This is a genomic window from Bacteroides fluxus YIT 12057 (genome assembly GCF_000195635.1).
Lineage (GTDB): Bacteria > Bacteroidota > Bacteroidia > Bacteroidales > Bacteroidaceae > Bacteroides > Bacteroides fluxus.
Genome location: NZ_GL882691.1, coordinates 129,548 through 153,097, shown reverse-complemented (window position 1 = coordinate 153,097; position 23,550 = coordinate 129,548). Strand labels below are relative to the sequence as shown.

The 23,550-nt window shown below is 44.8% G+C and carries 12 protein-coding genes; 5 read left to right on the top strand and 7 right to left on the bottom strand.

Annotation, left to right across the window (positions count from 1 at the left end; all coding sequences use genetic code 11):
- Positions 1 to 14 precede the first annotated feature (14 nt).
- Positions 15 to 2,579, bottom strand: coding sequence for a beta-mannosidase (locus HMPREF9446_RS15925; protein WP_009126768.1), 2,565 nt, complete (start codon positions 2,577 to 2,579; stop codon positions 15 to 17).
- A gap of 167 nt (positions 2,580 to 2,746) precedes the next feature.
- Between HMPREF9446_RS15925 and HMPREF9446_RS15920 the strand changes: the two genes are divergently transcribed.
- Positions 2,747 to 4,810 carry a GDSL-type esterase/lipase family protein gene (locus HMPREF9446_RS15920; protein WP_009126767.1) on the top strand — a complete coding sequence of 688 codons (2,064 nt, stop codon included), beginning with the start codon at positions 2,747 to 2,749 and terminating at the stop codon, positions 4,808 to 4,810.
- Positions 4,811 to 4,933: 123 nt separating this feature from the next.
- Here HMPREF9446_RS15920 and HMPREF9446_RS15915 read toward each other — a convergent pair whose 3' ends face one another.
- Both HMPREF9446_RS15915 and HMPREF9446_RS15910 read right to left on the bottom strand, forming a co-directional pair.
- Positions 4,934 to 6,559, bottom strand: coding sequence for a RagB/SusD family nutrient uptake outer membrane protein (locus HMPREF9446_RS15915; RefSeq protein WP_039969819.1), 1,626 nt, complete (start codon positions 6,557 to 6,559; stop codon positions 4,934 to 4,936).
- Between the two features lie 22 nt (positions 6,560 to 6,581).
- Entirely contained in the window at positions 6,582 to 9,986 is a 3,405-nt protein-coding gene (locus HMPREF9446_RS15910; protein WP_009126765.1) for a SusC/RagA family TonB-linked outer membrane protein, read from the bottom strand.
- A gap of 758 nt (positions 9,987 to 10,744) precedes the next feature.
- Between HMPREF9446_RS15910 and HMPREF9446_RS15900 the strand changes: the two genes are divergently transcribed.
- The 4 genes from HMPREF9446_RS15900 (at position 10,745) to HMPREF9446_RS15885 (ending at position 19,403) form a co-directional block, all read left to right on the top strand.
- Positions 10,745 to 12,229 (top strand): alpha-L-fucosidase, encoded by a 1,485-nt coding sequence (locus HMPREF9446_RS15900; protein ID WP_148345852.1) that lies wholly within the window; start codon positions 10,745 to 10,747, stop codon positions 12,227 to 12,229.
- Between the two features lie 83 nt (positions 12,230 to 12,312).
- Positions 12,313 to 15,591, top strand: coding sequence for a SusC/RagA family TonB-linked outer membrane protein (locus tag HMPREF9446_RS15895; protein ID WP_009126762.1), 3,279 nt, complete (start codon positions 12,313 to 12,315; stop codon positions 15,589 to 15,591).
- A 26-nt stretch (positions 15,592 to 15,617) separates the two neighbouring features.
- Positions 15,618 to 17,186 carry a SusD family outer membrane lipoprotein NanU gene (nanU, locus tag HMPREF9446_RS15890; RefSeq protein WP_009126761.1) on the top strand — a complete coding sequence of 523 codons (1,569 nt, stop codon included), beginning with the start codon at positions 15,618 to 15,620 and terminating at the stop codon, positions 17,184 to 17,186.
- 204 nt (positions 17,187 to 17,390) lie between these two features.
- Positions 17,391 to 19,403 (top strand): family 20 glycosylhydrolase, encoded by a 2,013-nt coding sequence (locus HMPREF9446_RS15885; protein ID WP_009126760.1) that lies wholly within the window; start codon positions 17,391 to 17,393, stop codon positions 19,401 to 19,403.
- Between the two features lie 278 nt (positions 19,404 to 19,681).
- Here HMPREF9446_RS15885 and HMPREF9446_RS15880 read toward each other — a convergent pair whose 3' ends face one another.
- The 4 genes from HMPREF9446_RS15880 to HMPREF9446_RS15865 are packed head-to-tail and all read right to left on the bottom strand — an operon-like array spanning position 19,682 to position 23,508.
- Positions 19,682 to 20,128, bottom strand: coding sequence for a YhcH/YjgK/YiaL family protein (locus tag HMPREF9446_RS15880; protein ID WP_039969850.1), 447 nt, complete (start codon positions 20,126 to 20,128; stop codon positions 19,682 to 19,684).
- Between the two features lie 13 nt (positions 20,129 to 20,141).
- Positions 20,142 to 21,377, bottom strand: coding sequence for an MFS transporter (locus HMPREF9446_RS15875; protein WP_009126758.1), 1,236 nt, complete (start codon positions 21,375 to 21,377; stop codon positions 20,142 to 20,144).
- A gap of 20 nt (positions 21,378 to 21,397) precedes the next feature.
- Positions 21,398 to 22,585, bottom strand: coding sequence for an AGE family epimerase/isomerase (locus HMPREF9446_RS15870; RefSeq protein WP_039969817.1), 1,188 nt, complete (start codon positions 22,583 to 22,585; stop codon positions 21,398 to 21,400).
- Positions 22,586 to 22,590: 5 nt separating this feature from the next.
- Positions 22,591 to 23,508, bottom strand: coding sequence for a dihydrodipicolinate synthase family protein (locus HMPREF9446_RS15865; protein WP_009126756.1), 918 nt, complete (start codon positions 23,506 to 23,508; stop codon positions 22,591 to 22,593).
- Between the last annotated feature and the right edge of the window lie 42 nt (positions 23,509 to 23,550).

Sequence of the window (23,550 nt, the reverse complement as noted above, 5' to 3'; positions counted from 1 at the left end):
ATGTTTAAAAAAAATTAATAAGTTTCACGTATATGCTTAATGGATATCTCAGGAACCACACCTTTCCTTATTTCCGGAGAGGTAATTACAATCTTGCGTGTTTCTCCCGGCAAAAGGTCAAAGAAATTATCCGTAAAGCGTGCCCCCTGATAAGGTATCTGCACAAAAACATCCTTTGCCAGCTTTGAGGAAGAGAGTGTAACCTCGCAACGGCCATCCGACACCTTCAGCTTACTTTTCACAACAGCCCGGGGCAAATTCAAGTCCTTGGTAGGCACGAAATAATGGATGTCACGCGCAATCTCACGCCCTTGCCGGTCTTTAAGGGAAAGCAGCAAATAACACTCCTTGCGTTGTCCTTCATCCGCCCACTCGTCCAAAGGTTTGCCAAACACCTTGACAGAACTGTTGGCGGGAGCCTCCACTTTGACCGACTCCTGTTGCAGTTTCCTGCCGTTAAAGTCCATCAACCGCATTTCCAAAGTCATGCCTGCCGAATCTTCCAGTTTGTCAGAAAGCAGATAGACATTCAGATTCCCGTTTTCATGGATAGGGTTAACGATCAACGGAGCAAACGCACGTTTCGCCTGATAATGCAAAGCTTTCCAGTTACCATAATAATCGATGCCCGACCACGACACGACCGGCCAGCTGTCGTTCAGTTGCCAATAAAGCGTTCCCATACAGTATGGACGGTTGCGGCGGTGCGCTTCAAAGCAATAGCGCATCCCCTGTCCCTGCAGTACAAGACCGACATAGACAAAATCCTCAAATTTCTCGGGAACGATGAAATCACGTTCCATATAGGTACGTATCAAGTCATTGCCCAAAGAGCTCTTCTGATGGGCAGTCATTACTTCAGACTCGATCTCATAATCTTCGGGAGAGGCAAAAGTGGCGATGGTCTTCATTTCGGGAAACGATTCGAAACCGAACTCGCTCTGGAACCGTCCGATTTCCGTGTCGGACGATTCAAAAGTTTTCTTGCCGTACCAGATACCCCAGTTGTGGCTGTCACCGATATTCCAGGAATCGGGACGTCCCCAATTGGAGAAATAAGGAGAAGTATGGATATAAGAGCGCCCCTCGTCCCACTCCTTCACTTTGGAAGGAAGCAATTCGCGGAACAGCTTGTCATAATTGCGGTAAAACTCCTCATACACTTCGGGAGTATAACGGGATTGCCATCCCCAATACTTCAACCCTTCCAGAATCTCGTTGTTACCGCACCACATGGCAAGGCAAGCATGGTTACGCAAACGCTTGATATTATAATCGACCTCCTCGGAAACGCGTTTCAAGAATACCGGATCAGCCGGATAGATGGTACATCCGAACATAAAATCCTGCCATATCAAGATACCGTTTTCATCTGCAAGGTCATAGAAGCGGTTATCCTCGTAAGTGCCTCCTCCCCATACACGGATGACATTCATATTGGCTTCCCTGATGTCCCGGAACAAGGTGGCATATCGCTCGTCGGTCATGGAAGGAAGCAAAATGTCATTGGGAATAAAGTTCGCCCCTTTGGCGAACATGGGGATACCGTTCACTTCAAAGTAATAGGATTCACCGTGTTCATCCTTTTCATTCACCAGACGGACCGTACGAAGTCCGATACGGTGATGTTCGGAAGCTACCGTCTTTCCCCGGCAGACCACTTGCGCCGTAAAGTCATACAGCACAGGTTCTCCCCAGCCATTGGGCATCCAGCGCACCGGGTCCTTTATCTCTACAGGGATTTTCACATGGTTGATGCCGGGATTCAGCACTACCGGCCGTCTGACGATAAGGGGCTGTCCGTCCTTCAAAGAACAGGACACGATGATTTCGGCTTCCTCTTTTCCCGATGATATACTGTTTATCTCCAGCTCATTGGAAATCTCCGCCTGCCGGTCGGTCAGCGAAAGCTGTTTCACATGATAGTCGCCAATGGCAGCCACATCATAGAAACGCAACGTGACAGGACGCCAGATGCCGCTGGTCACCATACGGATTCCCCAGTCCCAGCCGTAGCTGTAAGGAGCCTTTCGGGTAAATACACTGAGTTTCTTGTCTGAATGGTCATTGTCCGCCGGATAGTCAAATCCGTTCGACGCCCATTGCGGCAATGTCTCCTTGACAGGTGAACGGAAAAAGACATGCAGTTTGTTTTCTCCTTGGCGGAGCACCTCTTTCACCGAGACGGAATAACCGACAAACATATTGTCCGACTTCAGCAACAATGCACCGTTAAGATAAACGTCCGCATACGTGTCAAGCCCTTCAAAAGTCATCATGGCGGCTCCCCGCGAAAGTTGTTCTCCGGTCACGGTGAATGTGGTCTTGTATTCCCAATCCTCATTCTCTACCCATTGGATTTTTTTCTCATTGGTTCCGAAGAAAGGATCAGGGAGCAGTTCATGGTTCAACAGATCCTGATGTACAGTACCCGGCACGGTGGCAGGCAGCCATTTATCGGTTCCCGACTGCGCGAACATCCATCCCCGGTTCAAGATTATAGTTTCGGAAGTGTCATTAGCCCGGACATACAGCAGACTAAAGCAAGTAATAAAAACGTACAGAAGTTTACTTTTCATGTTCTTAGATAAAGGATTTTCTGCAAATATACAATATATATATGTAATATGCATTTTTAATTAATATATTTTTTTAGTTTATACGGTGTATATAATTAAATATTCTCATTTTATCTATTACTTTTTGCTAACTTTGCACCATAATAACAAACTCAAACAAAGATACCATGAAAAAAATCATTCTTTATTCATTGCTCATGCTGCTTGCTTTGCATGCTTCGGCTCAGAAGCGTACGAAGGTGGCATGCGTAGGAAACAGCATCACTTATGGTTACACGTTACCCGAACGTGAGACACAAGCCTATCCGGCACGATTGCAACAAATGCTGGGCGACGCATACCAGGTGGGAAATTTCGGCAAATCAGGAGCCACCCTGCTGAACAGGGGACACCGCCCCTACATGCAACAGGAAGAGTATCGGAAAGCGATGGCATTTGCCGGTGACATCGTAGTGATCCACTTAGGGATCAATGATACCGACCCACGCGACTGGCCAAACTACAGGGACGAGTTTATCCGGGACTATCTGGCATTGATTGACAGCTTCCGGACAGCGAAACCGGACTGCAGGATCATCATTGCCAAACTGACTCCCATCGCCGACCGCCATCCGCGTTTCGAATCGGGCACACGCGACTGGCGCGGAGAAATACAACAAGCCATAGAGACCGTGGCACACGTAGCCAATGTACAACTGACCGATTTCGAGCAGCCCCTGTATCCTTACCCTTTCATGCTACCGGACGCCGTTCATCCCAATCCGGAAGGTGCCGGAATATTGGCACAAACGGTTTATTCTGCCATTACCGGTGATTACGGAGGTTTACAGATGCCTATGACTTATACGGACCGAATGGTACTTCAGCGTGACCGTCCTTTGCAAATCAAAGGAATGGCCAATGCCGACGCCAAAGTGAAAGTCAGCATAGCCGGACAGAAAAAGACCGCACGGGCAGGCAGTGACGGGCACTGGCAGGTGACATTGGCTCCTCTGTCCGCAGGCGGCCCATACACCTTGACTGTTACAGACGGGAAAACCACCTTATTATATAAGGACGTATTGGCAGGCGAAGTATGGCTCTGCTCGGGACAATCCAACATGGAATTCATGCTGAAAGCCGCCACTACCGCCTCAAAAGACATACCTGCCGCCAAAGACAGCCAACTGCGGTTGTTTGACATGAAAGGCCGATGGCTTACCCACGCCGTGGAATGGCCGGTATCTGTGCTCGATTCCCTGAACCACCTTCAATACTACAAAGGCACCCAATGGGAAGCTGCCACTCCCGAGACGGCACGCAACTTCTCTGCCATAGCCTACTACTTCGGCAAAATGCTACGTGACAGTCTGCAAGTACCTGTCGGACTGATTTGTAATGCCATAGGAGGCTCTCCTACGGAAGCATGGATAGACCGGAGTACATTGGAATACCGATTTCCTGCCATACTGAAACAATGGACCGGCAATGATTTTATCCAGGACTGGGTACGTGGCCGTGCTGCATTGAACATCAAAAAATCCAGTTACAAAGAGCAACGTCATCCCTACGAACCTTGTTACCTCTATGAGGCAGGCATCCGTCCCTTGGAGAGTTTCCCCATAAAAGGCATCATCTGGTACCAGGGAGAATCAAACGCACATAATCTCACCACACACGAAAAGCTGTTCCATCTACTTGTAGATAGCTGGCGCAGGAACTGGAATGACGAGCAGCTACCTTTCTACTATGTGCAGCTTTCCAGCATAGACCGCCCTTCATGGCCATGGTTCCGTGACAGCCAACGGAAAATGATGGAGGATATCCGGGCGACAGGCATGGCGGTTTCCAGTGACCATGGAGATTCTCTGGACGTGCATCCCCGCAATAAGAAACCAATCGGCGAACGGTTGGGACATTGGGCACTGAACCGCACCTACGGACACAAGCAAGTGGTACCGTCAGGTCCTCTGTACCGCAACGTGGAGTTCCGTAATGGTGCAGCATATCTGACATTCGACTATGGTGAAGGATTGCACAGCGCCGACGGTCAGCCTCTGCGCACTTTTGAGGTGGCGGAAATTGACGGATTGTTTGAACCCGCCGTTGCCGAGGTAGAAGGAAACCGCCTGAAGGTCTATAACAAAAGCATCAAGAATCCACGCTACGTGCGCTACGGCTGGCAACCGTTTACTCGCGCCAACTTAGTGAACAAGACGGGATTACCTGCTTCCACTTTCCGGACAGAATAGCATATTCATCCTTTCCCATATCAACAGAAAAAAAGGGCTACACCCTTTACACTTTAAGGCTACACCCTTTGCCTGTCAGGGCTACACCCTCCGGGCAAAAGGGTGTAGCCCTTCAGAATAGATTTATTTTGCACTGTCTGTAGCTGTCGGATAATTCACGGTTTGCTCCAATTCAGGGTCATTACTCATCAAAGAACGTTCAATGGGCCACAATACACGATAGCTTTCAGTAGCTTTATCCAGAATAGCACCGGTTTCGTCACCTTGCAAGTAAGCTGCTTCTACAGAAAAGACCAACGGTCCTTTATTGGCATCATGCATACGAAGCAAGTCGAACCAACGTTTACCTTCTCCAACAAACTCTTTGTCACGCTCCTTCAAAATCGCCAATTCATTCTCGGCATAAGTACCGTTGGCATAAGTAACCGCAGCATCATAATTGGCGCCATAGGCACGCTGGCGAATATCGTTAATATACTTAGCGCAATCACCACCCAGTCCGTTTTCAATCTCAGCCATCATCAATATCGCATCAGCATAACGATAGAGAATAATATCCGGATCAAAATAATGGGTACCATCTACATTTTGGCCAAAGTATTTCAACATGGCACATCCATGTTTACCACCGGGATTATCAGGAGTACCGTCACCCTTGGAATAATATTCATAGAAGGTAGCTGCACGACGCAAGTCTTTCTTATCAAAGGATGTCACAAAACTTTCACTCCATTCATTGTATAGCAGACCTTCACCCTTCAAGTCCAGCGGGTCAGTAATATCATTACCGTCAGCATCTACCTGATTGTTTCCTGCGAAGTTCATGTGATAGAAGAAAGTACGGAAATGGTTACGGTTGACATACTCGTCCTTATCCAGATAAAGCGCCAGAATAACTTCATTGTTATTGCCTTTGCCTTCTTCCTTGAACAGTTTGGAAAAATCACTTTCCAATGAATACTTACCTATCACCTCACTCAATGCACTCTTAGCTATATTCAGATCAGCAACACCACCAGGAGTATGGGGAGTTTCAGGATCATCCGTCTTTACCTTGGCAGACCACAAATAAATTTCCGCCTTCAACATCAAAGAAGCCGATTTACTCCAAAAATAATAACTGGGAGTCGTTTTATTCGTCTGTCCAAAAGCGGTAAGCGAAGCTTCCACATCATCTTTGATTTGTTGCAGCGTGGCTTCCGCTGTAGCACGCTTCAGATAAAGATCAGGAGCACTGATGCTACCATTTGTCACTTTCACGGTCAATTCCAAAGGTACACCTCCATAAGTACGGTAAAGCCAGAAATAATAATAAGAACGGAGTCCATAAGCTATCCCTTTATAATAGTTACGGCTGTTATCATCCAGGAATGTACAAGCTCCTTCCAGTTGTTCAATCATGTGGTTCACTTGTAACAATTTACCGTAAAATCCATTCCAATTTGACGTTTGAGGGTTGCTTTCAGAAATTTCATTGGCAATCAAGTTACTGTAACTGGAAGAAGAGCCACAGCTGTTCGTTCCTTTTTTCAAGGTTTCGCCACGGGTTTCGCCCAATTTAAAGGCATCTGCCACAAATTGCGAACGGAGATGATTATGCAATCCCAGCATAAAGCTGTTTACCTGGGCCTCGTTCTGCCAGAAATTTTCAGAACCGGAATAATCAATGGGCGACAAATCAAGATTATCGCATGCCTGGAAGAACAGCGGAGCTGCCATCAAGCATAGTGTATATAAAATCTTCTTCATTTTATTATTAATCATTTAAAGGTTAGAAACTAACATTCAGACCGAATACGATAGAACGAGGCAGGGAGTAACCACCCCAAGAATTAGCACCGTATTCCGGTGAAAACATAGTTTTTGCCGCGGTCAGATAGCCTAAATTCTGAACTGTCATAGAAAGTTCGCAAGTCTTCACACCGGCTTTGGCAATGAAATTTTCAGGCACTTTGTAGCTTAAAGTAACTTCACGGAATGCCAAATAGTCGCCTTTGTAAATAAACAAACTGTTATTGTCACGACAATAATTACGCTTACCGAACTGGTCGGCCCATACATATGTAGGATATTTTGCGTTTGGATTCTCCGGAGTCCAAGTATCCTTGCTCAAGTCAATGGTATTATAGGAACCTTGTGCAGCACCCATAATCCACGGAGTCTTTGTATCGATTACAGTATGTCCCAAAGCATAGTCCATGCGACTACTCAAAGTCAGATCTTTCCATGAAAGGTTCAACGTGATACCACCTGTTACTTTCGGCAGTTTATTGCCTAATTTCACTTTATCAAAGTCATCGATAATACCGTCTCCATTCACGTCTTTCCATTTCACATCACCCGGCTGAATAGGCAGATAACCACCGGCACCTGTGTTTTTCTTTTCCTCATCGGTCAGTTTATTCCATTCATCAGGACCCAGCAAAGTAATCTGACGACCACTGTTATTAGGACTTGAGATATCTTTTTTGATACCGGAATTCTTGACGTCATCCCAGTCACGGTAAATACCTTCAGCTTTAAAGCCATAGACATCACCCCAGCATCCGCCTTCCTGATATCCTCCTACCCATGCTTTTTCCCATGAGCCGTCCGGCAATTTCTTTCCCGTATAGACTTCGAACGCTTCCTGTCTGTTTCTGTCCAGTCCATTGTTAGGCAATGAAATAATTTTATTCTTATTCCAAGCCATATTGGCATTTACATTGAATTTCCAGTCTTTCTGGTCAATAATGCGTGCTGTCAAGTCCAATTCGATACCTTGGTTCTGTATTTCACCGTTATTGGTCTTAAACTTTTCGATACCTGAGTGTGAAGGCAAGACAATATCGGCAAACTTATCTTTTGTACGACGGTTGTAGAACGTGGCGTTCAACATATACTTATTGTTCAGGAAGCCCAAATCTACACCTACTTCAAAAGTATGTGACTTTTCCCAACGCAAGTTAGGATTAGGAATTTTACCCAGCAAGTTACCTACTTGTCCGGCATATTTATAAGTCTCATATCCACCCTGCAGATCGTAGGCACCGATACCCGAAACATTACCGTTCAAACCATAGCTGGAACGCAATTTAGCAAATGAAACAACCTGTTGAAGAGACTCCATAAACTTTTCCTTGCTGAAGACCCAACCGGCAGACACACCGGGGAACACCCCCCAACGATTATCGCCCAACAATTTGGAATAGCCATCACGACGCATCACAAATGAAACCAAATACTTGCTCATATAGTCATAATTTAAACGGCCGAAGAAAGACATGATGCGCTGACGCTGATGCCAAGAGTCAATCTTGCGGCTTTCCGGTTTTGTCAAGGCCAAGTCACCAAACTCATCGGTAGGAGCACCGTTACCGTACGCACTGAAACCGGTACGATACTGGTCGTAATATTCAGCTCCCAACATAGCAGATACATAATGCTCTTCGGTCAGCTGCTTATTATAGTTCAATACAGCGTTATACGTCTGTTCCGTATAAAGGTCTTTCATGGCGAAAGCTTCGCGCAGAGTATTCACCGTGCCCATACGTGGATACAAGTCCTTATTGAAAGAATCATAAGATTTTTCGTAGCGATATAAAGTACCACTCACCTTCAGTTCCAGCCCGTCTGTGATATCAAACACAAACGCTTGATTCAGATTCAGTTTGTTACTGACATTGTCACGTTCGTACTGGTTCAGGTTATTGTCGGAAATGGTATCGCTATAGTCCCAACGCAGACCATACAAATATTCACCGTTCTCATTTGTGCCACGGAAAGTGGGAGGCAAACTCAAGGCACGGCTGAAATAATTGGCAAAATCCATTTTAAGCATTTCGTTGTCGGTATAATCGTCCATCATCTGTTTGCCATCGTAGAGGTCGAACCATGTAGATCTTGTATAAGATACTGACGATTTGGAAGTCAACCATTTACGAATCTTATAATCCGTATTCAACGTAGCGGAGAAACGCTTGTACCAGTTACCCTTGGCATTACCCTTCGTATCATTGTAACCTAAGTTCATGTAGTAATTGCCCTTTTCATTTCCACCGGTCAGGCTAAGGTTGTAGTCCTGATTCAAAGCGTTGTCCTCGATATTAGTATCAGACATGCTGAAGTCCTTATAAATCAACTTATCGCCATAAACAGGATCAATCATGGTCTTCCAACCCTTTTGCAACAAAAAAGCCAAATCATCTGAATACTTCATAGTACTCCAAACAGCATTGCCATTCAAGTTACCGTCTGCCACAGTACCGTCATTGTTAAAGTAAACATTACCTGTACCATAAGGTTGGGCGGCACTTAAAGAACTCATATCAGTAGATCCATAATATTTGCCGTCCACATTTACGAACTGTGCGGAATTCTGTACCGCCTTGCGGAACCAATAAAGATAATCACCGGCATTAAGATATTTATAGTTACTGCGGAACTGGTTAATACCAATTTTCGTTTTGAAACGGATTTCACTAAAACCTTCCTTACCACGCTTGGTAGTAATCAAAACGACACCATTATTGGCACGGGCACCATAGATAGCTGTGGCGCCGGCATCTTTCATCACCTCCATAGACTCAATGTCTTCGGAGTTGATGTCACCTAAATTATTACGTACCTGTCCGTCCACAATAATTAGCGGAGAGCCTGTACCGTCAAGATTTGTACCACCACGGAGCACCATAGTAGGCACTTCACCCGGATTACCTGAAGTCTGCTGCACACGCAAACCGGAAACAGCACCGGACAAGGCCTGTGCCGCATTGGTATGCGAACCACTGGTCAGCACATCTTCCTTTACTTTAGAAATAGAGTTAGTCACCTTAGAACGAAGTTGCTTACCACCGTATGCCGTAATCACTACTTCATCCAACACTTCAGAATCTTCCTCCAAAGTAACAGTAAGCGGTTTTCCATTCCATACCTGTTCTACCGTTTTGTAACCCACAAATGAAATTTGGATAATGTCACCTTCCTTTACATCGGACAAAGAGAAGTTACCGTCAATGTCGGTAATAACACCATTGGTAGTTCCTTTTACTACCACAGAGGCACCGATAACAGGCCCAAGAGCATCGTTGACTGTACCTTTACAAACACCACTCTGTTGCGTGGCATAAACCCCTGCTACGTCAGGGCTTGCAGCACATACAACTCCTGTAAAACCTCCCAACAAGAGCAAGAACATGCTGACTGTTCGAAATTGTTTAAATATAATAATGTAATTTAAGGTTTATAATAAAACACCTAATTTTTCTTATTCATTTTATTACCAAAGGATTTTAGCATCAAAGCAATAAGTTCTCTTAGAACTATATACACAAAGAGGCTTTGATATCCGCGACAAAAATAGTAATAATTTTATTAATAACGCACATTTAATAAAATTATTTTTTAATTACCCCGTTTTTTTATTTTTCTAAATATCATATCCCCGTATTTTTCTAATAAAAGCAGGGAAATAGGAAACCAAAAATCTTTTTATTTAAATTATCGGATGGTAGAATACCTTTATCAAAATGGATAAAATGGCTTCACATCGCCTCAATCACCAATAATTATTAGGGTAGAACAACAGATTCTTTTATACCTTATATATAATAAACGATTGTTGCTGAAGTAACGCAACCATCATTTTCACTCCTTTTCTTCTTGAAATGCGCTGATAAAGTTAGTTCTAAGAGTACTTATGAGACGTATATAGTTAACCTTATTATTATAATGATAAATACAGCTATGCCAAAAAGACCTCAACCTGCCCAAATGCAACTTTTCCTAAGGGACAGCCCTACAATAGCAGTTCATGCAATGACCAATCTCCGTATTGCCAACCCGGAGAAAGACCAATATAGTCAAGATTTTACTCACAAAAAACAAGAACGGTAGAACAAACAGAGTAATACAACCAACTAAAACCACAAGGAACCCTTTATAAAAAATAATATGATGAAGAAAGCAATGTTAGTATTTGCAGCACTGTTCTTGATGATGGGAGCAAGTGCACAAGACAAGACCTATGAGCAAACATGGGAATCGTTGGACAGCCGTCCTACTCCATCATGGTTTAAAGATGCCAAATTCGGTATTTTTATCCATTGGGGAATCTACTCTGTGCCTATGTGGTCACCTAAGGGAACCTATCAGGAATGGTACAAATATTGGTTGGACAACAAGAAACTATTTGGTAACGGTGACTTCACCGGAACCGAAATCTATGACTACCATACCAAGATGTATGGCGAAGATTTTAATTATAATGAATTTGCGCGGAAGTTCAAAGCACTTGACTATGACGCGGATGCCTGGGCCAAGCTCTTTGAAAAAGCAGGAGCCAAGTATATCGTTCTCACGACCAAGCATCACGACGGTTACGCATTGTGGCCCAGCAAGGAAGCTTCCAGAGATTACGGAAGACCTTGGAATAGTGTAGAAGTGGGTCCGAAACGTGACCTCGTAAAGGAATATACCGATGCACTCCGCAAGACGGATATAAAGGTAGGGTTCTACATCTCATGCAGAGAGTGGGAAAGCCCGCTATATAAACCGGAATTGCTGGATCTTTATGTATCCCGCCATTTCATTCCTCAAGTAAAGGACCTTGTGAACAGCTATCATCCCGACTTGCTCTGGTCTGACGGCCCTGACAACTACAGTGATTCAATCTGGCAGACAAAGAAACTTTTCCAATGGATCTATTCAGAATCTCCTGTAAAAAACACCATTGTATTGAACGACCGTTGGGCACGTTTTACAGACGGGAAGAAGCACGGCGACTATTACACACGTGAATACAGCACCCATGCTATGCCCGGTGACAAACCGTGGGAAGAATGCCGCGGCATGGGATTTTCTTTCTCATACAATTTAAATGAGGATGTGGAAGATTATTCCAGCCCGCAAGGATTGATCCTTACTTTGGTGAATATCGTGAGCAAAGGTGGTAACCTGCTGTTGGGCATCGGCCCTAACGGAAGCGGAAAAATCCCCCCTATTATGCAGGAACGTTTATTGCAAATGGGAGAATGGCTGAAGGTGAACGGTGAGGCCATTTACGGCACGCATGCCTGGAAGCAGACCGAACAGTGGTCCAAGGGCGACAGGAACTGGAAAGACAAGAGCAAGCACTATGTGGGCGGGAACTCTATCTTGAAACAGACCGTAGATCCGGATCCCGGATATGCCGTAAAGGAAATTTTCTTTACAGCCAAAGAAAATAGCGTATATGCCATTTTACCTAAATTGCCGGAGGGAAAAGTCATATTGAAGGATGTCCAATCTACCAGAAAGACTAAAGTTACCATGTTAGGATATGACAAAAAATTGCAATGGAAACAGAACGGTAAGAATCTTGTGATAGAGGTGCCTGTCATCTCTTATAATGAGGTTCCATGCCATTATGCCTGGACATTGAAATTGGAAAATGTGGAATGATTTCACGATTTTTATAACCTTTTATTTTAATCTTTACTTATGGTATTTTTATTAATTATTAATTGTTAATTTAATCTATGTCTATGAAGAGAAAAATTTTTTTCTTATTAGGTGTGTTGATGTCATTGAACTTAATGGCACAGACAAAGACAATCACAGGTACGGTAGTCGATCCTATGGGACCGGTTATCGGAGCCAGTGTATTGCAGGTGGGAACAACCAACGGAACCATTACGGACATTGACGGTAAGTTTACGCTGACTGTACCCGAAAATGCAAGCATCCGTATTAGTTTTATTGGTTATAAAGAGCAGGTTATCAAAGTAGGTGCTCAAAATGTGTTCAACATTGTCATGAAAGAGGATTCTGAAATGTTGGACGAAGTGGTGGTAACCGGTTATGGCGGCTCACAGAAACGCGCGACCTTGACTACCGCCATTTCCAAGATGGACGATGCGGTGCTTGAAAATGCAGCTTTCAGTAATGCGGCTCAGGCTTTGCAAGGTTCGGTTACCGGTTTGCGCGTAATCAACGTCAGCGGACAACCGGGTGCAGAACCCCAAATCACGCTGCGTGGCGGTGCTACCATTACAGGTAGCAATAACAATGCGTTGATTATTGTAGATGGCGTGATACGCGACAGTATGAACGATCTTAACCCGGGTGACATCGAATCCATCCAGGTATTGAAAGATGCTGCTTCTACCGCTATCTACGGTGCACGTGCCAACGGTGGTGTTATTTTGGTTGAAACCAAAAAAGGAAAGGAAGGAAAAGCTACTGTGAACTATAAGTTCAAGATGGGTGTGAACTTATCCCGTAAGGGCTATGAATTCTTGAATGCAGGCGATTACATCTGGTACAACCGTACGGGATACAAGAAAGTGAATCCTACCAACGAAGACGGCTTGGAGTCACAGCAAGGTTACGGAACCAAGAACAATCTGTACGACATCCGCTTCCTGACACCGGAAACTGCCCATTTGCAGAATGAAGGCTGGTTGGTTATGGATGACCCCGTAAAAGAAGGTCGACAAATTTTGTATAAAGACTACGGCGGTCAACTGGACAAGGCCGTGTTTGATGAAAGCGCTTTCCTGCAAGAGCATAATGTAAATATTATGGGCGGGAACGACAAGGGTACTTTCGCTGCCAACTTGGGCTACTATCACGAAGACGGTATGGTCATCGGTACCGGTTACAAACGTTTTAACGGATCAGTGAACGGTTCATACAAGATTTTCCCGTTCTTGAACGTGAAAGCCGGAGCATCTTACAACTGGTCAACCAAACCTTCCTTATGGATCGGTGAAGACCAGATGTTCTACCGTACCCGTTCGCAACGTCCTACTTGGAATCCATGGGATGAAGAGGGCAATCCGACTTCCGGTGGAGGTACTTCGGACGGTAACCCTGCTTATTACAGAGATAAACTGACACAAAAAGACGGAAGACGTCGTCAGACTTATAACATCGGATTCGACCTTGACATCCTTCCCAAAGAATTGGTATGGACCGGTAACGCTTCATTGCTTCACTATGATTATCAGAGAGAGAAGTTCAACAAGAGTTATCATACACAAACTTCTTCTACTCCGAACAATACACGCCATGCAGAAGCTTATATGCAAAGATATACGCAGCTGCAGCTCAACACTACACTGAATTACACAAAGACTTTCGCCGAAAAGCATAATGTGGACGTGATGTTGGGTGGCGAGTACTACACTTATGACAAATTCACTTTTGAAGCCAAGACCGACAACTCTCCGAATGATGATATCCCAACTCTAAATGTAGGAGCTACCCGTACTTATACTTCTACTGACAAGACCGGTTATCGCATCCTTTCCGGATTTGGCCGCGCCAACTACAACTACAACATGAAATATCTGTTCTCGTTCGTAGCCCGCTATGACGGTATCTCCCGTTTGAAGGACAATCGTTGGGGTTTCTTCCCCGGTGTATCTTTCGGTTGGAACATCATGGAAGAGAACTTCTGGAAAGAATCTAAATTGGCAGATGTAATCTCTAATTTGAAGCCCCGTATCAGTTATGGTGTGAACGGTAACGTAAACGGTATCGGCGACTTTGATGTTTACGGAGCTTATAATCTTGTAGGTTATGATAAAAACGACGGTAAAAGCTATGGTGGTTCTTCCGCTTACTATAACTCGGCACTTGTAAATACAGGTTTGCGTTGGGAACAGAGTAAGACACTTGAAGTAGGTTTGGATATCGGTTTTCTGAATAACAGACTGGGCTTTATTTTAGACTTCTTCAGCAGAGATACCAACGACTTGCTCACCAAGCAGGCACTTCCCGGTTATACAGGATTTTCCGAACTTATGACCAACATGGGTACATTGCGTAATACCGGTTTCGAAATGGAAGTAAAAGCCAATATCCTGAATAATCCTAAAGGATTTACATGGGATGTATCAGCCAATGTTTCTTCTGTAGCAAATAAAATTATCTCATTGCCTTATAATGGTGTGGATAAAAACCGTGTAGGCGGTTATGAAGTAGCCGTACCGGGTAGCAAAGACAAAACCCGATGGATCGGTGGACGCCAGGAAGGCGGCAAACTGGGTGAAATGATTGGTTACAGACAGGTACGTATCCTCAGAGACTGGGATGATGTGAAAGCCAATGCCAATATGTTTATTGATGAGGTAGCCAACTTATACGGTCCCGGACTTGCCAGCAAATATGAAGGCCAAAAAGGATGGAGACCCATCGAACCGGGTGACGTCCTTTGGAAAGACATCAATGGCGACAACAAAATCAACGGTCTTGACCGCGAAGTGGTAGGTAATATGCTTCCCAAAGTAACCGGTGGTTTTACAACTACATTCGGTTATAAGGGCTTGTCTTTATCCGCACGTTTTGACTACGCTTTGGGACATACTTTGTACAATGACCTTGCAGCCCGTTCTTTAGGACAATATCAAGGTGCCTTCAATATCATTACCGAAGTGAAAGATATGTGGAGAGAAGACAATAGAGACACTGACCTCCCCGCCTTCTACTATGCCGACCAGTTGGCTAAGAAGAACATTACCCGTTCCAACAATGCCGGTATCAGCAGAGACAATAACAGCTCGCGCTTCTATGAAAAAGCTGACTACTTGGCATTGCGTGAACTGACCTTGAACTACAACCTACCGAAGGCATGGATAAAGAAAGCATCCATACAAGACGCTTCTTTGTATGTAACCGGACAGAACTTGTTGTATATCACCGGTTATAGCGGTACTTCTCCGGAAGCTTCGGTTGCTGGAAACTGGTGGGACGGCGTTGATTTGGGACGTTATCCTACTCCGAGAACCATCTTATTTGGTTTATCTGTAACATTCTAATTCTAAACCTACTTAATATTGAAAATATGAATAAAAAATTAACATACTTGTTGGCAGGAATTTCCATGCTGTTGTTTACGAGATGTGATTCCTTAGATCTTGAGCCAACCAGCTCCATTGGAGGAACATCATATTGGAAGACCCCCGACCACTTCAGCGCTTTTAACGTAGGTATGCATGCCATGTTGCGCGAAAAGAGTCTAAACTTTTATCTTTTAGGTGAACCGCGTGCCGATATATTCGGAGATGACCCTATCGGCGGTGAAGCTTCACAAGGTATGGAGCGTTTACCCTTTAATACTATCAATAAAGAAAATGTGGGCATCAGCAACTACGCTGACATGTACAAAAACATCAACCAGCTGAACCTGATGATTGCCAAAACAAAGGAAACGACTGTTTTGACGGAAGATCTCAAGAATTATTATTTGGGTGAAGCTCACGCCATGCGTGCTTATCATTATTTTCATTTGCTGCGCTCCTGGGGAGACGTTATTCTCTACCTGGATTACACAGAGGGACAGAATATTGATTTAAGCAATATCACCAAACCTGTTTCACCGGCCACTGCTGTAATGGAACAGATTAAAAAGGACATTGAAGATTCTGAAAAAGCATTTGGCGACAATTACTCTTTCAAATTAGGACGCCATTACTGGTCCATGGCTGCTACCCAGATGCTGAAAGGTGAAGTTTACTTGTGGAGCGGAAGCCAGATGGGCGGTGGAGAAACCGATTACCGTATTGCCAAACAGGCTTTTGAAAATGTGAAGAAAGCCGATGTTGCCTTGGTAGGCAACTTCAAGGATGTCTTCTCTTACACCAACAAGAAGAACAAGGAAATGATCTTTACCATTCATAACGGCAAAGATGAATATAGCTTGTGGGGTGGCGGATATGGTGGTAACCTAATGCCGGCGCAGGATAAAATGACGAAAGTATATTGTGATGAAAACGGTAACTCATTTGTAGGAACACCCGATGCACAATTGAACGGTCTGACCCGCCTGCAAGTACAGAAAGCATTCTACTGGAAAGGTTTCCGTGATGACGACACACGCTGGGCAACTTCATTGAAGGCAATGTACACGAAAAAGGACGATAAAGTAACTTATTTCGGTCCTATTGCTTACAAGTATCAAGGCACCATGCTGGAAGGCGGTTCTCAACGCAGTTATCTGGATGATTTCCCCATCTACCGTTATGCCGACTGTTTGTTGCAGCTTGCCATGGCGAAAGCTTTGTTGGGTGAAGATCCTACTGCCGAAATCAATGCCGTACGTGAACGCGCCTACGGAAAGGCATACTTCGAAGCAAATAAGGATAAAGTGGCATATCCCAATGATAACGACACAGAATTCTATGCAGACAACAAGTGGATGAAACCGGACAACGCAGGCGCAATAGAAGCCGTTCTGAAAGAACGTCTCCGCGAGTTCCTTTTCGAAGGAAAGCGTTGGTATGACATCCGTATGCTGGGATGGAAGTATGTGCATCAATATTCACTGGCAGAAGAGAACAGACTGTTATGGCCGATTGATGCCAACACATTGACGAATAATGATGACTTGGAACAAACTCCGGGTTACGAATAATTTCACTATCTTTGGGCCGTGTTATAAAATAGACATTGAGCTTTAAAAGATTGACAAGATAAAACAATAAGTTGGAGCTCTTCTGAATTTTATTACCAGAAGAGCTCTTCTTTTATGAAAGCCATGTGAAATGTTCTGAGATATTCGATAGAATAAAGCAGGGCTGAATTCAGAAAGGAATCAAACATTATATTAATATAAACGATGCACAGAATAATATATATAATTTTATGGGGGCTGTTGTTGAGCGCATCTGTCGTTCAAGCTTCAGAAATAAATTTGCTGCCTAAGCCGCAACATGTGAACTATACCGGAAAGTGGTATAAACTGGGCGATGTACGTCTTGTTACCCCGGTACATGCCGATGATTATACGGCATTTGTCGAGGAGGCGGGCGGACAAGTCAAAGAAAAGGCATCCCGTACCATAGAAGTCTGCCTGGTGGATAAATTGCCGGGAGTTACTCTAAATGCCGGTGAAGCCTATAAACTGACAGTAACCGCCAACCGGATAAAAGTGGAAGCCGTTACGGAGCAGGGAGCGTATTGGGCATTGCAAACCCTGCGTCAACTACAAGTCCGGAAGGGAAAAAGCAGCCTGATAAAAGGTTGCGAGATTACCGACTGGCCCGCTTTCCGTGTACGCGGTTTCATGCAGGACGTAGGGCGGAGCTATATCTCCGTTGAAGAACTGAAAAAGGAGATTGAGATATTGTCCCGATTCAAAATCAATGTGTTCCACTTTCACCTGACGGAAAACCAGTCCTGGCGGCTGGAGAGTAAAATATTTCCGATGCTGAACGACAGCGTGAACACCACCCGTATGCCGGGCAAATACTATACCCTTGAGGAAGCCCGTGAACTGGTGGATTTCAGCAAGAGACATGGAATGACGCTGATTCCGGAAATTGACATGCCCGGACATAGTGCAGCATTTATACGTGCCTTCAGACACGACATGCAAAGCCCTGAAGGCATGAAAATCCTGAAATTACTGGTAGAAGAGGTCTGTGAGACCTTTGATGTGCCTTATCTACACATAGGTACCGATGAAGTGAAGTTCACCAACATGAGCTTCGTGCCCGAGATGATAGAATTTGTCCGCTCCAAAGGCAAAAAGGTAATTTCCTGGAATCCGGGATGGAACTACAAGCCGGGCGAAATAGACATGACCCATCTATGGAGTTTCAGGGGAAAGGCACAGCCGGGTATCCCTGCCATTGACTCCCGCTTCCATTATCTGAACCACTTCGATACATTCGGTGATATCATAGGCCTGTATAACAGCAAGATTTATAATGTGGAACAAGGCAGTGACGACATAGCCGGAACCATACTTGCCATCTGGAACGACCGTCTGGTAGAACCGGAACGGAACATCATCCTGGAAAACCACTTCTACCCCAACATGCTTGCCATTGCAGAACGCGCATGGCTGGGAGGCGGAACGGAATATTTCGACAAGAACGGTACCATTCTGCCGGGCGAAGACTCGGAGGAGTTCAAGGCTTTCGCGGACTTTGAAAAGCGCATGCTTTGGCACAAGAGATATACTTTCAAAGGATATCCTTTTGCATACGTGAAGCAGACCAACGTGAAGTGGAACATTACGGACGCATTTCCCAACGGAGGCGACTTGGCCAAGGTGTTCCCTCCCGAAGAGGAACTAAAAGACACTTACTTTTACGAAGGCAAGGAATACAAAACCCGCGAAGCCATCGGCGCAGGTATCTACCTGCGTCATGTATGGGGAAAGTTAGTTCCGACTTTCTACAAAGCCCCCCAGGAAAATCATACCGCATACGCCTATACGTGGGTTTACTCTCCGAAAGAGCAGGAAATAGGCTTGTGGGCGGAATTCCAGAACTACGGACGTTCTGAAATGGATCTTCCTCCCTTGCAGGGAAAATGGGACTACAAAGGAAGCCGAATCTGGATTAACGGTAAAGAGGTAATGCCTCCGGTATGGACCGCCACTCATCGGAAAAGAAGCAATGAGATAGCTCTGGGCAATGAAAACTGCGTGGCACGTCCCCCTATCAAAGTCCATCTCAACAAGGGCTGGAACAAGGTGTTCTTGAAACTGCCTATTGGCAAGTTCTCCAATCCGGAAGTCAGACTGACCAAATGGATGTTTACCACCGTCTTTGTCACTCTCGACGGAGAAAATGCGGTAGAAGGACTGATATACTCACCACAGAAGAAACTTCTGAAATAAGGAGGAAAGACAAGGAGGTGTGTCAAAACTGATAAAAGAACGCAAATTACACAAATTACGCAAAAAAGCGAATCTGATAATCGTTGATTATCAGTAGTCATTAAAAAGCAGGGGTTGCGTAAGTTGTGTTCTAAATCTTTATTTTGACACACCTCCTTGCTTTATGATACCGGCAATAAGGGAAACCTAAATATCAAGAAAACTCAGCCTGCTCAATAAAAAAGCAGGCTGTTCTACTTAAAAAAAAGAGAACAGCCTGCCTACTACAACCCAAACCGTTAAAGCTTCACTTTTGCAATCAGCTTACGTATCTTGCCTTCACCGATAACCGGTGCATGAGGATCTTCGGGATAAACAATCATAAATTGACCGGGGAGTAGATCGACGAAAGTAGTCGGAGTGTCAGAATAAAGGGCACAATCCCCTTCTTTTTCATAAGGCTTCACTTCATCGGTAAGGTCTTCGATGGCTTTCCACCCTATTCTTTCGGCACCCTCCAACAATATATGTACGTCAATATAGTCACGGTGCAGTTCCAGCACCTGCTTCTCGGCAACCACACATTCGGGATTCACATTGTTGATAAAAAGTTCATCACCCTTTATCTCGATACGTCCTAAATCTGCGTGCAGCAAGTCATGAGACTTTACATAATCAAAAAGTGTCTTGAACAACGGGTGAAGTCCCTCCACCCGTTGACTGTTTTGTAAATTGGATACAATCATCATTGTTTTTCTATTATTCCAGATTATCCGTTTTCGGGCGCAGGAAATAAAGTTGAAGCGCCAATGCCACCAGCACAACGCCACTCAGCATGGCAAATCCCATACCCAGATTACCACCGTCGGTCCACCGTCCCAACAAGTGGGTAACGGCAGCACCGGCAAAAACTCCGGTCATATTCATGATACCGTATGCCGTGCCACGGTGTTTGGCCGAAACAAACTGACAGAGGATAGGCATATTGTTGGCATCAAAAATACCATAACCTATACCAAACAACAGTCCGGCACCCACTACGCTGACAAAACTATGTCCCATACCAAGCAACAACAGCGAAGGAATAGTCATTCCCAAACCAATGGCTCCCGTATATACACGTCCGCGAATGTTTTTCTGTACCCAGCGGTCGGACATCACACCACCGACAAGTACCCCTATAAAGGAAGAAATGGCAATGGTAATAGTAGATATTGGCCCGGCTTCCGCCATTGGGATATTTAAACTTTCAGCGAAAAGAGTAGGCAACCAGTTTTTTGTGGCCCATCCCGGAAGGCTGGGCGCGGCAAAATAGAACAATATTACCCAGAAAGCCCAGTTTGACAGCACAACAGATAAACCGCCAAGCATTGAGGACTTCTTTTCACCGGCAGCAGGCTGTAACTTGGCAATTTTCATACGCTCAGGATTCTCGTGCAAGAACAACAGCAACACGATGGAATAAATGATTCCAATAATACCGAACCAATGAAAAGCCGTATGCCATGAGAAAGCTGCCGCCACCGTAGCGCCAAAGCCACCGATAGCTTGTCCTACGTAAAGACCTGTCATGTGAATGCCAATGGCTAAGGAACGAGATTTATCCTGATGCCAGTCGGCAATCAAAGACAAAGCAGAAGGTATATAGAGCGCTTCACTGATACCCATAAAGGCGCGAAGCCAGTATAGCTCCTGGAAAGAATCAGCATACCCCATCAAATAGGTAACCGCAGACCAGACAAACAAACTGCCGACTATCAGCCACTTACGACTGACGCGGTCTGCCACAACTCCTGCAACCGGGCTCATGAATCCGTAAATCCATAAGAATACCGCCATCAGTGCCCCGAAAGCTTCCGCTTTGCCCAGTTCTACAATATCCACTTTCATAGCCTCCTGCATGGTGGAGAGCATCTGCCTGTCCATATAGTTGAGCAGAGCCACCACCCACAAGAGAGCGACTACTATCCAAGGATAGATTTTTGTATTTTTCATATTTTATTTAAACTAAGGTCTTATTCTTCCGAAATTAATTCACGACATAGCATATAACCCTTCACCATCATGCGGGGGATATGGAAAGGACCCTTGAATATATTACCTTTAGCAGGCTGTGCCACAGTCCCGTCACGATGAAGGTAGCCATACCACTCACCATATTCCTTATCGGGGAAGTGGGCATACGTCCAGTCGCTGATCTGCTTATGCATCTCCAGATACTTCTTGTCTCCGGTAGCCTGATATGCATAAAGAGTGGCAATGATTGCCTCGGTTTGCGGCCACCAGAACTTCATGTCCTGCGAATAGTCCTGGCAAGGCAAGTTACGGCAATCACGGAAATTGATAATCCCGCCGAACTCCTTGTCCCAACCCCACTCCCACGACCAGTCGAGAATGGTAAGGGCAAGTTTCACCAGCCCTGCGTCCCAATTACGGTATTTGGCTTCTTCAAGGATGAACCAGGAGGTCTCGATGCAATGTCCGGGATTGATGACACGACCGTTGCAGGTATCGATAAACTCTCCGTTGGGACCCACCATTTCAAGCAAAGCCTTAAATTCCGGATGAATGAAATATTTGCTCAAAGTAGCGATGGAATCATCTATCTGCCGGATTAAATCTTTATCGTCAATAACGGCACGAATGCGCGAAGCGGTATTGATAAGAATCATCGTGACAGAATGCCCTTGCGCCTCTAATGTGTCCAAATACTTAGGTTCCAGAATACCCGGAGTAGCAATAAAATGCTGTATGCGCTTAAATAACGCAAGTGCCTTTTCCGCATAGCTGTGGTCACCGGATGCCAAAGCATATTCTGACATGGCAATGGCAGCAAAGGATTCTGAAAAGACATAACGGCGCTTACGCAGCGGGGTGCCGTCTTCCTTTACCTCAAAAAACATACGGCCGTCCTTATCGAAACAATGTTTCTCGATAAAGTCAATACAACTCTTGGAAGCCGCCAGCCATTCAGGATTCTTTTCTATATTATTATAGGCAAAAGCCGCAATGAAACCAAAACGTCCCTGAAACCAGACAGACTTGGTAGTATCCATCAATGAACCATCCCGGTTGACACACGTATAAACTCCACCATGTTTGCCATCTAACCCATACTTCAACCAAAAAGGCATGATATTCCCTACCAGATCTTGCCGATAGGAATCAGCCCACATTTGCAAATAGTGTGTTGTCGAGTCCATAACTATCAGAATTTATTGCAACGTTCAAAGAAATGAATAGCTTCCAGTTCAGCTTTCATGCGTACCTCTTCCTCGTCTGTCATATTCTGGAACGGGGTGCGGTTTTTACCTAAATCCAAACCTATCAGTTTCATGATGCGCTTGCCTCCCACAATATTACCGCGGAAATGGCAAATCACATTAATCACCTCCTGAGAAAAGTTCTGCAATTCGCGCGCCTTTTCCAAGTCACCGGCTTTCCATGCATCAATGATGCCTACCAGATTTACGCCATTATAGTTGGTAGTGCCACCGATACCGCCTTGTGCTCCACCCATGGCAAGGCAAGGAAGAATGGTTTCATCCTGTCCGTGCAGCATATCGTACTTGCCATTCTTATACAAACGGCATTGGTTGTATTCGTACATGCTCTCAAAAGTGTATTTAATTCCGGCAAAATTAGGAATACGACCATCTACCGCTTCCAAAAATGCCACCATGGACAGGAAAGCACCGTTGAATGCCGGGATATGATAATAATAGAAAGGAAGTTCGGGAGCACCGCAAGCTATCTCTTCACAATACTTTACCAGCTCTTCCACACGACCTACTTTCGGGAAAGGAGGTGCCATAGCGCCAATTCCCCACGCACCGATTTTCTGTGCATGTTCGGCAAGTTTACGACTGGACTTCACGCAACAGCTACCTACATGCACAATCACCTTAAAGCCTTCAGGTGCCACTTCCACCCAACGTTCGGCCAACTTCATACGTTCCTCATCCGTCAGCATATAGCCTTCACCGGAAGAACCATTGATAAACACGCCTTTCAGGCCATTTTTTACCAACATTTGAGCATAAGCTTCAATAGGCTCATAATTCACTTCCCCATTTTCATAAAACGGAGTGAAAGGTGCATTGATTAATCCAATAATCTTTTCCATTTCCAATATTCTATTTAAGATTAATATTCTGATGCAAAGATA